The 14,007-nt window shown below is 58.6% G+C and carries 13 protein-coding genes and 1 other RNA gene; 2 read left to right on the top strand and 12 right to left on the bottom strand.

From position 1 onward, the window contains the following. Positions 1 to 109: 109 nt before the first annotated feature. On the top strand, positions 110 to 298 hold the full coding sequence (locus ACXJJY_RS08175; RefSeq protein WP_456386868.1) for a hypothetical protein: 189 nt from the start codon (positions 110 to 112) through the stop codon (positions 296 to 298). Between the two features lie 113 nt (positions 299 to 411). On the opposite strand, the gene ssrA is transcribed toward ACXJJY_RS08175, so the two are convergent. The 3 genes from ssrA to ACXJJY_RS08160 form a co-directional block, all read right to left on the bottom strand. Further along, positions 412 to 772: a transfer-messenger RNA gene (gene ssrA / locus ACXJJY_RS08170) on the bottom strand. 39 nt (positions 773 to 811) lie between these two features. After that, the gene (gene smpB / locus ACXJJY_RS08165) at positions 812 to 1,270 is read right to left on the bottom strand and encodes an SsrA-binding protein SmpB (RefSeq protein WP_456386866.1); all 459 of its coding nucleotides are present in this window, start codon (positions 1,268 to 1,270) and stop codon (positions 812 to 814) included. Between the two features lie 56 nt (positions 1,271 to 1,326). Then, entirely contained in the window at positions 1,327 to 3,153 is a 1,827-nt protein-coding gene (locus ACXJJY_RS08160) for a GspE/PulE family protein (RefSeq protein WP_456386864.1), read from the bottom strand. Between the two features lie 252 nt (positions 3,154 to 3,405). On the opposite strand from ACXJJY_RS08160, the gene ACXJJY_RS08155 reads away from it, so the two are divergent. Next, complete coding sequence (locus ACXJJY_RS08155) at positions 3,406 to 5,442, top strand: fibronectin type III domain-containing protein (RefSeq protein ID WP_456386862.1); 2,037 nt, start codon at positions 3,406 to 3,408, stop codon at positions 5,440 to 5,442. 15 nt (positions 5,443 to 5,457) lie between these two features. Here ACXJJY_RS08155 and ACXJJY_RS08150 read toward each other — a convergent pair whose 3' ends face one another. From ACXJJY_RS08150 to ACXJJY_RS08110, 9 genes are all read right to left on the bottom strand, one after another. Beyond that, positions 5,458 to 6,324 (bottom strand): deoxyribonuclease IV, encoded by an 867-nt coding sequence (locus ACXJJY_RS08150; RefSeq protein ID WP_456386860.1) that lies wholly within the window; start codon positions 6,322 to 6,324, stop codon positions 5,458 to 5,460. 1 nt (position 6,325) lies between these two features. Further along, a complete protein-coding gene (surE, locus tag ACXJJY_RS08145) occupies positions 6,326 to 7,093 on the bottom strand; it encodes a 5'/3'-nucleotidase SurE (protein ID WP_456386858.1) in 768 nt (255 codons plus the stop codon). After that, positions 7,090 to 7,842 carry a precorrin-3B C(17)-methyltransferase gene (gene cobJ / locus ACXJJY_RS08140; protein ID WP_456386856.1) on the bottom strand — a complete coding sequence of 251 codons (753 nt, stop codon included), beginning with the start codon at positions 7,840 to 7,842 and terminating at the stop codon, positions 7,090 to 7,092. Before cobJ ends, surE begins: the two co-directional genes overlap by 4 nt. Positions 7,843 to 7,879: 37 nt before the next feature. Beyond that, positions 7,880 to 8,173, bottom strand: coding sequence for a DUF167 domain-containing protein (locus ACXJJY_RS08135; protein ID WP_456386854.1), 294 nt, complete (start codon positions 8,171 to 8,173; stop codon positions 7,880 to 7,882). A gap of 17 nt (positions 8,174 to 8,190) precedes the next feature. Continuing rightward, positions 8,191 to 8,487: a YggT family protein gene (locus ACXJJY_RS08130; protein ID WP_456386852.1), complete on the bottom strand. Its 297-nt coding sequence runs from the start codon at positions 8,485 to 8,487 to the stop codon at positions 8,191 to 8,193. 163 nt (positions 8,488 to 8,650) lie between these two features. Beyond that, positions 8,651 to 10,600 carry a methionine--tRNA ligase gene (gene metG / locus ACXJJY_RS08125; RefSeq protein ID WP_456386850.1) on the bottom strand — a complete coding sequence of 650 codons (1,950 nt, stop codon included), beginning with the start codon at positions 10,598 to 10,600 and terminating at the stop codon, positions 8,651 to 8,653. Between the two features lie 110 nt (positions 10,601 to 10,710). Next, positions 10,711 to 11,601, bottom strand: a complete 891-nt coding sequence (locus tag ACXJJY_RS08120) for a PSP1 domain-containing protein (RefSeq protein ID WP_456386848.1) — start codon at positions 11,599 to 11,601, stop codon at positions 10,711 to 10,713. A gap of 240 nt (positions 11,602 to 11,841) precedes the next feature. Then, positions 11,842 to 12,843 (bottom strand): DNA polymerase III subunit delta', encoded by a 1,002-nt coding sequence (gene holB, locus ACXJJY_RS08115; protein WP_456386846.1) that lies wholly within the window; start codon positions 12,841 to 12,843, stop codon positions 11,842 to 11,844. A gap of 80 nt (positions 12,844 to 12,923) precedes the next feature. Continuing rightward, complete coding sequence (locus ACXJJY_RS08110; RefSeq protein ID WP_456386844.1) at positions 12,924 to 13,985, bottom strand: 3'-5' exoribonuclease YhaM family protein; 1,062 nt, start codon at positions 13,983 to 13,985, stop codon at positions 12,924 to 12,926. Positions 13,986 to 14,007 lie beyond the last annotated feature (22 nt).

Raw genomic sequence — 14,007 nt, 5'->3', positions numbered from 1 at the left:
CAACAACCACCAAACCGGGGAAAATGCTACGAACACAAATTGTTTCCGACACTTTCTCTGTTTCTCCGGTAGGTATGGGACAGAGAACGGAAAAGCAGGAGGCTTGACCATGGGCATCAACGAATTTTTTGATGGAATCGCCAAAGTTGTCGAGCGGTTTGCAGAGGAACTCGCAGAGCAAAGGCTGCTGGAAATGGAACAAAAAACCGGACGAGGTCCGAAAGTGAGACCTGAGAATTCGGAGAAAGGAGACGTGAAAGAGAAGGAAATTAACCCCAATTTCCCGAAAGCAGGGTGACAACAGCGGGAGCGGGCAACAACAAGAAACTCCGTAACCCCTTGCTACAAAAAGAAAAACGAACCGACCGACATGCCGCCTGCGGCGTTCGGACCGGTTCGTTCAAAAATCAATGGTGGAGGCGGCGGGAGTCGAACCCGCGTCCGGAGATACTCCCCTGCAGGCGTCTACATGCTTAGTCCTGTAAAGGGTTGTTTATCGTGCCTTGGTCCCTCCAGGACAAGGGACTGTCAGCACTATCCGCTGTGGAGTTTCGCCGCCGGAGCCACCGGAGAACCCCGGAAGCTATCCCGCTAGTCGATGCTCTTACCCGGTCCGCAGGAGTAACCGGGAGAACAGTGGCTTATTTATGCTGCCACAGCATATGCATAGTCGTCTGCGACTATATTTACGTTCCACCTGTTTTACGAGGTTGGCGGAATCCTCGGCATGCAGCCTGAGCTTATGTATCCCCGTCGAATCCGTTTCGCCCCCTTCTATCTTTTATGTTTTGAGTTGTTTCTTCTTCTCTGATTATTCCTTGTAGCGCCGCAAAGCGCGTTCGAGATCCCGTTCACTCTGCTTCTTCTTGAGTGCGGCGCGTTTGTCGTAGAGTTTTTTTCCCCTGGCGAGGCCCAGTTCCACCTTGGCCTTGCCATTATCTATAAAGTAAATCTTAAGGGGGATAAGCGCAATGCCTTTTTCTTTTAATTTTCCCGTAAGTCGGCGTATTTCGCGCTTGTGGAGCAGAAGTTTGCGAACCCGCAGCGGATCGGGAGACACGTGGGTAGCAAAGGAATAGGGGGATATATGGACATTATAAAGAAAAACCTCCCCGTTCTTCACCTTGGCATAGCCGTCCTTGAGGTTGGCCCGTCCGGCGCGCAGGGATTTCACCTCCGGCCCGGTCAGGGCAATGCCGGCCTCCAAACGATCATCGATATGATAGTCGTGGAACGCCTTTTTATTTCTGCAGACAATTCGCTGTCCCATTGATTATGTCGTCATTTGTCCAGTGAAGTGGTCCGAAAATGGTCCTGCAGGGCCCGTTACTTCTGTTCCCCGGTTACCCGGAGGGCCTCTTCCAGGGTAGTTACGCCGCCGCGCACCTTGCGCCAGGCATCCTCCCGCAGGGTGGTCATACCCTCACCGATGGCCACCTGCCGGAGCCGGGCATCGGTGGCCCGGTCGGCCACCAGTTTCTTGAGCTGATCCGACATGGGGAAGATCTCGAAAATCCCCAACCGTCCCGAATATCCTGTTCCCCGGCAATGCCGGCACCCCTTGCCCCGCCTGAGTTCCACCGGGCCATCCCCCTCCACAGGGAAACCGAGCCGAACCAGTTCCGCTCCAGACACCTGGTAGCTCTCTACGCAGTGGGGGCAGATCCGCCGCACCAGACGCTGGGCCAGGGCCCCGAGCATGGTGGAGGCGACAAGAAAGGGCTCCAGCCCCAGATCCACCAGCCGGATAATGCTTGAGACCGCGTCGTTGGTATGGAGTGTCGAGAAAACAAGGTGTCCGGTCAGAGCCGCCTGGACCGCATGGGTTGCGGTTTCCAGGTCCCGGATCTCACCGATCATGATAATATCTGGATCCTGTCGCAGGATATTACGTAAAATAGAGGAAAAGGTCACGTCAATTTGTGCCTGGACCGCAATCTGGTTGAATTCCTCATACACCATCTCCACCGGATCCTCGACCGTGACGATGTTCTTTTCCGGAGAGGCAATCTTCTTCAGGGTGGAGTAGAGGGTGGTCGATTTACCGCTGCCCGTAGGCCCTGTAACCAGAACAATACCGTGCGGAGCACGCATGAATCCCTCGTAGACCTGAAAATCCCGCCCGGAGAAACCAAGTTCATGCAGGTCCTGAAAGATAATATTGGGATCCAGGATACGCAGAACTATCTTTTCCCCAAAGGCCACCGGCACGGACGAGACCCGCAGCTCCGCCTCCTTGTCCCGGCCCTGCTGACCAATCTTGATCCGTCCGTCCTGGGGCCGCCTTTTCTCGGCAATATCCAGCCGTGCCAGTGACTTTATCCGTGAGGCGATGGCCGAATGGACCGCCTTGGGCAGCTTGTAGATGGTGTGCAGCACCCCGTCGATCCTGAAGCGGATCATGCAGATATCGCGCTTGGGCTCGATATGGATGTCACTGGCCCGCTGCTCCAGGGCATAATGGAACAGATGATTGACCGCGGCCTTGATATGCTGATCCGTGGAGGCCAGCTCCTGGGCCGAAGAAAGCCGTACATACTGCTCCAGGTTGCCGATGTCCACGGTCTGCGAGCCGCCGACACCCGCGCCGAACTGGGTTTCAGCAGCCGTTATGGAACGCTGGAACCCGAAAAACTCAGCCAGGATCTTCCTGATATCACTGCGGGTGGAAAGAAAGGGCCGGACCCTGACCTGATTGGCCCGCTCGATATCTTCAAGCACTGTCTGCTTGTCCGGATCATAAAGCGCCACCTCCAGGATACCGTCATGCAGTTCCAACGGCAAAATCAGGTGGGTAAGGGCAAAGGATCGGGGAATGGTCCGGGTCACCACCTCCATGTCGAGCTCCAGTGGATCGAGCTTCTTGAACGGGATCTTGAGCTTACGGCTCACCGCCCGCATGATGACCTCTTCGCCAAGGTGCACACCCTTTTTCCCCGGAATTTCGAGCCGCAGGGAAGCAATGATGTCAACCAGGTCCGGATAACCACGATCCGAACGGCGTTTGTCCTCCGGCGCCCGGTTTCCGACCTGTTTGAGGAGTTTCTGGCGTTGTTTGCCCTTGTGCAAAATGATGTACTGCCGCTGCTCCGTCGTCAACAGGCCCTGCTCACAGAGCAGGTCGAGGAGTGCATCACTTTGCAACAGGCCCATACTCTTTTCCATCTGCTGGCAAAATACCCTTCCGGTCCGGTTCAATCACGATGGCGACTTTCTCTATCATCTCCGGCAATGCTTCGGGAAGCAAGTTTTTTCAGCAGTTCCCCGGTAATATCCCCCGTACCCCCTGCTGCAGACAGTGAAGGTTCCCAGAAACCTTCCATTCTGGTATACTTATAAAAATCAGCTTTTCAAGCTGTTACAGATCACCATCATCCAGTTACAGGAAAAAAGAGAGCCATATCCATGTCCTCAGCCAAGGCCGTACTGTTCCTGTTTGCCTCGATTCTTCTCTGCTGTGGCCGATGCGTAACCGTCCAGGCAGCTCCGGCTAAAGAACATCCCCGCGACCAGGTGGCCATCCACATTGCTCCGGATGCCCGCCAGCATATCCTGAACCGGGTCGCCCTGCTATCCTTTACCGGCGACAGTCCCGACTTTGCCCGCCAAGTCACCGCACTTTTCCACCAAGCCCTGGAGCGCACGGGAAAATACCGCCTCCTTGCCCTGGAAAAAACACAGGGCTGGCAGACCAGGCACGTGAAACCAGATCCCGTCCAGGCCGGAAGGGACCTGGATGCCCGCGGCGTGATCACCGGCCAGATCAGGGGGAGCTATTCACTTTCTGGTACCGATCCGGCCCAGATCTGCACCATCAGCATGACCGATGCCTGGAACGGCCGAACCCTCTGGGAAATACGTTCGAAGCTTCCCTGGCGGAAGGGGAGCAAAAATCTTTCCATGGAAAAAACCATGGAGAACCTGGCCTACAGCCTGGTCAGGAAACTGGTTGCCACCGGAGACATCTATTCGCCTCTGCTCCCGGTTCCGCAGGTCATCTCCACCCAGGGCGACCTGCGACGTAACCGGATCATCCTTCAACCAGATCCACCCCATATCTATACCGCCTACCAGTTGCTTCGTTCCACCCGGGCCGACGGAATATTCCGCGCCGTCACAGAACCGGTTCCCAACAGCCAGGGCCTGCTGATTCTGGAGGACGCAGGGCTTGAAGATGGAACCACCTACTATTACACTGTCATCGGCCTTACCACCACCGGACTTGCCAACATCCCGGCCGCCCCGCTTGCTGTCACCACCGTCGGCACTCCACTGCCGGTGAGCAGGTTTCACGCCGCCGGCAACAGCCTGCGCAGTATCCGGCTGTTCTGGGAGCCCTCCCAGGACCCGCGGGTCAACGGCTATGTCCTGTTTCGCAGCGAACGGAAAACAGGCCCCTTTGAAAAAATAGCCACCATCGATGGACGCGACCGGCAGACATATACCGACAACGGGGAACAAACACCCTTCAGCACCTATGGCTCCCTGAAGGACAGCACCGAGTACTTCTACTCCATCAAAGCCCGCAATATAGTCGGAGTGCTCAGCAAGGATGCGCCTGTTGTCTCCGCGATTACCAAGGGCGCGCCCCCTCCCCCATCCAAGGTCCGGGCCATCGAAGGCCAGCCTCGTCGGGTGGACCTGTTCTGGACCCGGGTCACGGATCCGGATGTCAAGGGCTATGCCATCTGGCGCAGCTCCTCTGCCAGTGGACCGTTCAAACAGATCGATTTTGTCGACGGCCGCGACAGCCAGAACTTCACCGATGACGGTACCTGGGGCAATCCTCTTCTAGATCACACCAGATATTTCTACAAGATCCAGTCCATCAATGTGGTCGACGTACGCTCCAGGGATTCGGCGATCGTGTCCGCGATAACCAAACCGGCACCGCGACCGGTATCGGGCCTCCAGGCAAAGAGCCGTCTCTTTCGCCAGGTCGTCCTGACCTGGTCGCCCAACCCGGAGCCGGATATCAGCACCTACCAGATCTTTCGGGGCGAGACCATGGATCGGGTAACCGACCGGGTTGACTCGGTCAAGGCAGAGCAAACCACCTTTATCGACAGGGGCCTGAAAGACGGACGTACCTACTGGTATCAGGTCAGGGCCGTGGACAGGGACGGCCTGACCGGCCAGATGTCCAACCCGGTCCAGGCCACCACCAAGCCGCCACCAGCCCCGCCCGTCCATGTCCAGGCCCGGTGCACACCAGAGGGTATCCATCTTTCCTGGGATCCGGGGCCAGAGCCCGACATTGTTCATTACGAGATTTTCACCACTGGATTTCTGGCCACCAGGGCAGGCGAAAGCACGGAACCACGCTTTCTCTACAGGGTCGATCCTGAACCGGGCAGGAAATACAGCCTGTGGGTGGTGGCCGTGGATGCTGACGGCCTGAACAGCGAAAACTCGCAAACCGTCTCCATCACCTGCAGGTAGGGACAAGGAGCTCCTTCAGGAGCCGGAATCGTCCAGGAGAGAACGCAGGACCCGCAGGTTGTCCCTGTCCTCCTGCAGCTCTTTGCCCTTGGGGGTTTCCAGGGTCATGGCATGATCAGCAAAACGGGGATCGGTGAGCAGGTGGCGAAACCCTTGCAGTCCTATGCAGCCCTGACCTATATGCTCATGCCGGTCCACCCGGGAACCCAGCTCCTTCTTGGAATCATTGAGATGAAACAGGCCGATCCGCTCCAGGCCCACGGTCCTGTCCAGCTCGTCAAAGGTCCGGGTATAGGCCTCGAGAGTACGGATATCGTATCCAGCGGCAAAGATATGGCAGGTATCGACACAGATACCAAGCCTGTCCGGATACCGCGACAGGTCGATGATCGTGGCCAGCTCCTGGAAACGGTGCCCCAGGCCCGTACCCTGGCCGGCCGTGGTCTCCAGCAGGACCGTAACACCGGCAGCCGGATCCCCGGCCCGTTCCAGCACCTCATCGAGATGACGGGCCACCCGTTCAAGCCCGGCCTCCACCCCGTCACCACCGTGGCTGCCAGGGTGGATCACCACCTGGCCGATACCCAGGCGGGCGCAGCGTACCAGTTCATCGGCAAAGGCGGCCACGGATTTGACCGCGGTCTCCTTTTTGCCGGCCGCAAGGTTGACCAGGTACGAGGCGTGCGAGGCAACAGGCATCCCGCCAGCAGCATCCCAGGCCTCGCGAAAAAGGGTTACCTCGTCCACGGTCAGGGGTGCAGCCCGCCACTGCCGCTGATTTCGGGTGAAAATCTGCAGCGCCTCGCCACCGACGCGGACAATTCGCTCAAAGGCCAGGTGCAGGCCACCGGCCACCGATTCATGGGCTCCGAGACAGACCATCCTACATCTTCCAGTTCCGCTTGAGATAGTCCAGCCCGGCATGATTGGTCAGGTCGAGCTGGATGGGGGTCACCGAGATCCAGCCTTCGCGCAGGGCATGCTCGTCGGTATTGTCCCCGCCGGACCAGTGCACCGTACCGCCACCTATCCAGTAATGCTTTCGGCCCCAGGGATCGAAAGTCTCCTGGATGGCGTCGTGGTAGATCCGCCGCCCCTGCCGGGTAAAACGGATCCCATGGATCTCGCCTGCCGAAAGACCCGGCACATTGACGTTCAAGAGCGTGGTTTCCGGCAGACCGAATTCCAGCGCCATGGAGGCCAGCTTCCATGCCACCCCGGCGGCGACCGTGAAATCGAACGGGGCCTCGCCGTCGAGCGAAAAGGCCAGCGACTGGATTCCGTACATGGTTCCCTCGATGGCAGCCGACACGGTCCCGGAATAGCTGATATCATCGCCGAGATTGGCCCCTGGATTGATCCCGGAGACGATGAGATCCGGCCGTCGTTCGAGGATTTTATTCATGCCGATGATCACGCAGTCGGTGGGAGTGCCGTCCAAAGTGTAAATATCACTCTCCAGCCGGCGTACCCGCAGCGGGCGGCTCATGGTCAGGGAATGGCTTACCGCGCTCTTGTCCTGTTCCGGCGCCACGATCACGGCCCGGCCAAGGGAGCGAATCGATTCGTACAGGGCCCGGATACCGGGCGCATAAACCCCGTCATCATTGGTCACCAGGATGAGTGGCTTTTCCCCTGTCCTCATCTTCATGCAAGCCCGTACTTGTCCCGGTAGCCCCGTGGCGTAATCATCTTCTTTTGCCAGATATAGGTGGTGGAATTGCCGATGATGACAGTGCTCTGCATGGTTATATCGCAATCGAGAAGAGCCGCCAGGGTGGTAAGCTGCACGTTCTCGTGCGCCCGGGTGGCGCCGGTGACAATCCCCACCGGAGTCTCCGGGCTGCGATGTTCAAGCAGGATGTCCCGGGCCCGAACGATCTGGGTGGTTCGTTTTTTTGATTTTGGATTATAGAGAACCACAACAAAATCCGCGGATACGGCCGCTTCAAGCCGGCGCTCGATCACTTCCCAGGGAGTCATCAGGTCTGAGAGGCTGACGGCGGCGAAATCGTGCATGAGCGGAGCTCCGAGAATGGCTGCGCAGCTGTTCAGAGCCGCGATGCCGGGGATAATATCGATCCGGCATCCGCTTTTCATCTCCCGGGCCAGCTCAAAGACCAGGCCGGCCATGGCATAGATGCCGGGATCCCCGCCACAGACCAGGGCGACCCGCCTGCCGCTGTCGCCAATCTCAAGCGCCTTGCGGCACCGGTCGATCTCCTGCATCATCTGCGAGCTGACAATATCCTGGTCAGCACGGATAAAATCCCGGACCAGATCCAGGTACGTCCGGTACCCGACAACGACATCGGCCTCTTCAAGCACCTTCCGAGCCCGCGGCGTAACGAGATCCTGTGCCCCGGGACCGGTTCCCACCACTGACAGCAATCCACTCATCCCTACTCCTTTTCGTCTTAAATTCGCAACTTCCTCTTCACGATCCGCCAGGCACCAGTCTCAGCAGGTCCTCTTTGCTTATCCCCTCGATGACGAGCTGTTTGCTGCGGGACTGGTGGCCGCTTTTGACGGTTATGGCGGACTTGGGGAGGTGAAAGAGTTTAGCCAGAAAGGCGACCAGGGCCTTGTTGGCCTTGCCGTCCACCGGCGGGGTGGTCAGATGGATTTTCAAGGCACCGTCATGCAGGCCGGCCAGCTGGTTGCGGCTGGCCCTGGGCTGCACACGCACAGCCAGCAGGAGCCGGCCATCGGCAAGGGGCTTTACGGGCATCTCTGAAGGACACTGCTTTAGCGAAGGCTCATAGCTATCTGCTGCAGGGTCGGCACCAGGAAACTCTGGAGAAAGATGATCCCCAGGATCAGAACCATGGGGCTCAGGTCAATTCCACCCATGACCGGCAGGACCCGTCGTATCCTGACGAGCAGAGGCTCGGTGGCCTGGACCAGAAAACGGACAATGGGGTTGTAGGGATCCGCATTGACCCAGGAAATCACAGCCCGGCCGATGACGATCCAGATGTAGGCACTGAGCGCAAAGCTGACGAGCTTGGCGAGGGCCATAATAAAATTACTGAGAACAAACATAGTCAGGTTCCAAAATTCGGGTTGCCGGCCCGCTGGCCGGACCGGATGTTGCCGCACACGAACCGCCACGCCACATACCAGGGCCGGGCGGGCGGTATCAAGGTAGCCTCAAGACGTGCGCACCGTGCGCAGTCCACAGCAGATAATAAGCACGATCCTCGACTCAGGCAACCCTGCTGCCCGGAGCCACCGGGGCAGAGACCGTGGACAGGACCAGGCGTTCGTTCCCATCGGCGTCCTTTTCCTTGGCCGCCAGCAGCATGCCCTGGGAGGTCACCCCCATGAGCCTGGCCGGCTTGAGGTTGGCGACCACGATTACCTGTTTGCCGATCAGCTCGTCCGGCTGGTAAAATTTGGCGATCCCGGCGACAATGGTCCGCTCCTCGGGAACCCGGACCGTGAGCTTGAGAAGCTTGTCTGCCTTCTTGATCTTTTCCGCAGCCACGATCTCGGCCACCCGCAACTCCACCTGGCCGAACTGCTCAAAGGTGATCAACCCTTCGTCGCCTGCCTGGTCTTTTTGTTGCTTTGTTTGTTTTTTCGCTGATTTTTCCGGCGGCTTCTCTTGTTTTTTCTTTTTCCGATCCAGGCGGGGAAAAAGCTGCGCTCCCGGTCCTATCTCGGTTCCGGGACGCATCAGTCCCCAGCGGCCCGCGATTTCAAGCGTTGCCTCCTGCATCTCCCGGTCCAGACCAAGCGCGGCCGCCATTTTCCCGGCAGCCACCGGCATCACCGGCCGCAGGACCAGGGCAAGTATCCGCAGGGACTCAACCAGGAAATAGAGCACGGTCATAAGACGTTCTTCCCTGTCTTTCTCCCTGGCCAGCTCCCATGGCGCATTGGCGACGATAAACCGGTTGAGCATGCCGATAACCTCCCACACCGCCTGCAGGGCCCGGGAAAAGCCAAACTCGTTCATCTCCCGCTGGTAGGTTGCAAGCATGTTCTCCACCGCCTGGATCAGCTCCCGGTCGGTCTCGGTGATTTCGCTCTCCACCGGCTCGGGCACCCGGCCGCCGGCATACTTGCTGACCATGGTCAGGGAGCGGGAAAAGAGGTTGCCCAGGTCATTGGCCAGGTCCGAATTCTGGCGGGCCACCAGAGCATCGGTGGAAAACGAGGCATCCAGGCCAAAGCTCATCTCACGGAGCATGAAGTAGCGTACCGTGTCCACCCCGTATTCATCCACCATCTCATGGGGCCGCACCACGTTACCGATGGACTTGGACATCTTGGTGTCATCCACGTTCCAGTAACCGTGCACATGCAGTCGCCGGTAAGGAGCCACACCCATGGCCCGAAGCATGGTGGGCCAGTAGATGGCATGGGGCTTGAGAATATCCTTGGCGATCACATGCTCGGCCACACTCCAGAACTTCTCGAAATCCGGTCCGTCGGGCCAGCCGACCCCGGTGAGGTAATTGATCAGGGCGTCAAACCAGACATAGGTGACAAAGTTGTGGTCAAAGGGCAGTTCAATACCCCAGGTCAGACGGGATACCGGCCTGGAAATACAGAGATCTTCCAGCGGTTCACTGAGAAACGAGAGCACCTCATTGCGGTAACGCTCCGGGGTGATGAACTCCGGATGACTCTTGATATGATCGATGAGCCAGTCCTGGTATTTGGACATCCGGAAGAAATAGTTCTGCTCGGTGATCTCTCTGGGTGGTTTCTGATGGTCGGGACAATTGCCGTCCACCAGCTCCTTTTCCGTCAGAAACCGTTCACACCCTGTACAGTAGAGCCCCGAGTATTCGTCAAAATAGATATCCCCCTGGTCATAAACCTGCTGCAGGATCGCCTGCACGGTCCGGACATGCTCGGGATAGGTGGTGCGGATAAAATGATCCGGCTCGATGGCCAGTAGTGGCCAGGCCTGGCGGAAAGCGTCGGAGACCCGGTCCACATACTCCCGCGGCGACACCCCTTCTTTTTCCGCCGCTTCGACAATCTTTTCCCCGTGTTCGTCCGTACCGGTCTGAAACCGGACCTCGTCACCACACAAACGGCGGAAGCGGGCATAGGTGTCGGCAACCACGGTGGTATAGCCATGTCCGAGATGGGGCATGGCATTGACATAGTAGATGGGGGTCGTGATATAGGTGGCCATGACGTTTTTTTTGTATTCCTGGACTGTTTTAGTTTCGCCGCTGCCGGTATCCGGCAGACGGCCGGTTATGCGGTCCGGGGACGGCCGTCCCCTCCGGTTCCGTTACATGCTCATGTGCCGCCGGTTCCGTCTTCGGCTTTCTGTTTTTTGCCCTTCTGCCCCTCTTTTTTCCGGCCAGCGCCCCGGCCTTTTTTCGACCTGGGTTTACCTCCCTGCTGTTTCTTCTGCCGGGATTGCTGTTTGCGGACCGGTTCGGCCCGGCGCCACTGCTCCTCTTCCAGGAGCAGTTCGGTACCGTCACGGGAAACCACCTGCACCGTACCAAGCAGTGGACTGATGCGGATCACCCGGTAGATCTCGCCTTCATAGCGGATCTGACGGCCCATCCTGGGCATCTCCTTCTTGATCTCCCTGTAGGCGTCGTATTCATAGGTCAAACAGCAGAGCAACCGGTTGCAAAGCCCGGAAATCTTGGATGGGTTCAGAGGCAGGTCCTGGGTTTTGGCCATCTTGATGGAGACCGACTCGAACTTCTTGAGAAAGGAACTGCAGCACAGTTCACGGCCGCAGGCACCTATACCGCCGGTCATCTGGGTCTCGTGGCGGACACCGATCTGCCGCATTTCCACCCTGGTTCGGAATTCCTGGACCAGGTTACGGACCAGCTCGCGAAAATCCACCCGGCTCTCGGCGGTAAAATAAAAGATGATCTTGGAACCATTGAAAAACCGCTCCACACGGACCAGCTGCATGGGCAGTTCCAGGGCCCGAATCCGACCAAGGCAGATGCCATAGGCCTCCTTTTCCAGCTCGGGCAGGCGCCTGTACTTTTCTTTTTCATCGCTGCCGGCCCGACGGATAACCTGGAAGGAAACACCCCGCTCCATACCCTCCACTGTGGTGTCCACGGCCCGACCGACGATAAAGGCTGGCTCTGGCCCGTGGTCGGTTTTTACCATCACCACTTCGCCGGTCCCAAGATCGCCGACAGTGGATTTCACAGTGTACTCCTGTCCTTCCTGCCGGAAACGAATGCGGTAGTAATGGAACGGTGTCTCTTCCGGACCCGACTGGGGCCTGTTTTCTTGCTTTTGAGATTCTGACATCAGGTCAATATGTGTAACGCCAGCACAGCTGGCGGGATTTGAAAAACGTCTGGCAGGTGCACATGTTCAGCACTGCTGTCCCGGGAAGGAATCATTTCTCGGGCCATCGCCTTCTCCTGATTCCCGAAAGCCGGCTCAATCGCCCGGCCTCCGGGGGCTGCACTCCAGCAAATCAAGCATCAGGGCTTCGCAGACCAGCCCCGGATTACAGTTTCTGGCCAGGGCACGGCGGGCTGAAATCATGGCCTGCACCTTATCAGAAAGTTGCGTCAAATTCCACTGTTCTCTGGTCCGGGCCACCTGGTCGTCGATCTCGCCGCCGGGGATACCGAGCAGGTGGGCCTTCATCGCCCTTTGAAAAAGGATCTCCAGCAGGTCAAGAAGCAGATCAAGCCCCTCTTTACCGGCAGCGGCCAGGCCGGAGAGCCTGAGCGCACACTCCACCCGGGGTCCGGGGTCCTCCGGGGCGGTCAGGAGCCCCTCGACCACCTCCCGGTACACATCCAGCACACCGCCCGTTTCAAGAGAGCGGGCCAGTCCGGGACAACCATCGGCCAGGGTAGCCAGGACCCGGGCCTGGATCCGGTCAAGATCCGGATCGCAGCGGACAAGGATTTCAGCGGCCAGGTCCACGGTCAGCGGCGCAAAGGGAATCACCTGGCACCGGGACATTATGGTCGGCAGAATCGGTTCCCGATCCGATCCGACCAGGAGGAGCAGGTTGTCCGACGGCGGCTCCTCAAGGATTTTCAGCAGGGAATTGCCCGCCTCGCGGCGCATGGTGTGCACATCCTCCAGCATCACTACCCGCTGCCCGGCCTCCAGCGGTGCAAAGGAGAGCTGCTTTTTCATGTTCCGGATCTGATCGATCTTGATGGCCATCCCGTCCGGGACGATGTGGATAAAATCGGGATGATTACCTGATGCGAACTTGATACAGCCAGGACACCGGCCACAGGGAGCATGATCGCGCTGAGCACTGCAGAACAGCCAGGCGGCCATGGCCCGGGCAGTGGTCGCCTTGCCCACCCCGTCCGGGCCGGTGAACAGGTAGGCATGGGCCAGCCGGCCGGTGGTCAGGGCCCGGGTCAGCAGCTTGACCGCCTTGGGTTGGCCGAGAATCTCCTCAAAAAGCATCTTTTTCCGTTCTATCCTGGATCAGTGACAGAGAGATCGGCGCGTCCGCCCTCAACTCCGGCGCAGCCGCATCCCGGTCGTCAGAACAGGGTCGGCTGCTTGAAATCCGGGCCCGGCTTTTTCTTTTCACGCCTGGAGCGGGTACCCGGACGGCCGGCGCTCTCCAGGGGGGGACGCGGTGGCTCAGGGGGTGTATCTCCACCCTGGAGATAGAGAAAACGCTCCAGGGGCCGCTGGTAGTCGGACCAGTGCATCCCTTCATCCATGGAGACACGTAACTCGTCGATATAGTTCATCTTGGCATCCATATCATCGAGATGGTGCAGGATGAGAGCCTCCGGAGTCATGGGCAGGACCGGGGCTCCGAATTCATGTCGGCCGTGGTGGCTTAAGATGAGGTGAAGAAGCTGATCAAGCAGGTCGGCGGGAAACCCCTCAATGGCGGCCGCCTGTTGCCGCACCATCTCCGAGCCAAGGACAAGATGACCCAGCAGCCGACCGGAATCAGTGTACTCAAAAGGAACCGAACTGAACTCAAACTCGCGTATCTTGGCGATATCATGGAGCAGAGCCCCGGCTATGAGCAGATCCCGGTTCAGGGCCGGATAATGATCCGCCGCACGCATGGCCATGCCGGTGACCGACAGGGTGTGCTCCATGAGCCCGCCGATATAGGCATGGTGCATCTTTTTGGCCGCAGGTGCCCGGACAAACTGTTTCAGAGTTTCTCCCCTGAAAATGGCCCTGAGCAGGTCTTGCAGGCAGGAGTCCTGCACCAGGGCGATGATCCGGCGCAACTCGGCCTGCATCTCCCCGGGGTCCCGGGGGCTGGCCGGAATGAAATCCTCAAGCTGCACCGCATCCGCGCTCACCTTTTCCAGGGATGTGATGCCAAGCTGAAGCCGGCCCTGAAAGGGCCTGGCCGTAGCCTGGAGCCGTATGAAACCACCCACCTCGGCCTGGCAGTCGTAGCGGGTGGCATTGTCCCATACCCTGCCCTCGATATCACCGGTACGATCCATCAGGGTCAGGGAGAGGTAGGGCTTTCCAGCCTTGGTTTCGGCCAGGGTCTTGCGGCTGACCAGAAAGACATCGTGCACCTGCTGGCCTTCCTGGAGCTGATCAATAAAAATCTCTTTCATAAGCTGACGTTGGACGAGGCGA

It is taken from the genome of Desulfolithobacter sp., from assembly GCF_054025815.1.
This window is presented reverse-complemented; position numbering and strand designations above follow the sequence as displayed.

Coding starts and splice junctions, on each gene's coding strand:
- ACXJJY_RS08175 (WP_456386868.1), top strand. CDS start 110: ATGGGCATCAACGAATTTTTTGATGGAATCGCCAAAGTTGTCGAGCGG.
- smpB (WP_456386866.1), bottom strand. CDS start 1,270: ATGGGACAGCGAATTGTCTGCAGAAATAAAAAGGCGTTCCACGACTAT.
- ACXJJY_RS08160 (WP_456386864.1), bottom strand. CDS start 3,153: ATGGGCCTGTTGCAAAGTGATGCACTCCTCGACCTGCTCTGTGAGCAG.
- ACXJJY_RS08155 (WP_456386862.1), top strand. CDS start 3,406: ATGTCCTCAGCCAAGGCCGTACTGTTCCTGTTTGCCTCGATTCTTCTC.
- ACXJJY_RS08150 (WP_456386860.1), bottom strand. CDS start 6,324: ATGGTCTGTCTCGGAGCCCATGAATCGGTGGCCGGTGGCCTGCACCTG.
- surE (WP_456386858.1), bottom strand. CDS start 7,093: ATGAAGATGAGGACAGGGGAAAAGCCACTCATCCTGGTGACCAATGAT.
- cobJ (WP_456386856.1), bottom strand. CDS start 7,842: ATGAGTGGATTGCTGTCAGTGGTGGGAACCGGTCCCGGGGCACAGGAT.
- ACXJJY_RS08135 (WP_456386854.1), bottom strand. CDS start 8,173: ATGCCCGTAAAGCCCCTTGCCGATGGCCGGCTCCTGCTGGCTGTGCGT.
- ACXJJY_RS08130 (WP_456386852.1), bottom strand. CDS start 8,487: ATGTTTGTTCTCAGTAATTTTATTATGGCCCTCGCCAAGCTCGTCAGC.
- metG (WP_456386850.1), bottom strand. CDS start 10,600: ATGGCCACCTATATCACGACCCCCATCTACTATGTCAATGCCATGCCC.
- holB (WP_456386846.1), bottom strand. CDS start 12,843: ATGCTTTTTGAGGAGATTCTCGGCCAACCCAAGGCGGTCAAGCTGCTG.
- ACXJJY_RS08110 (WP_456386844.1), bottom strand. CDS start 13,985: ATGAAAGAGATTTTTATTGATCAGCTCCAGGAAGGCCAGCAGGTGCAC.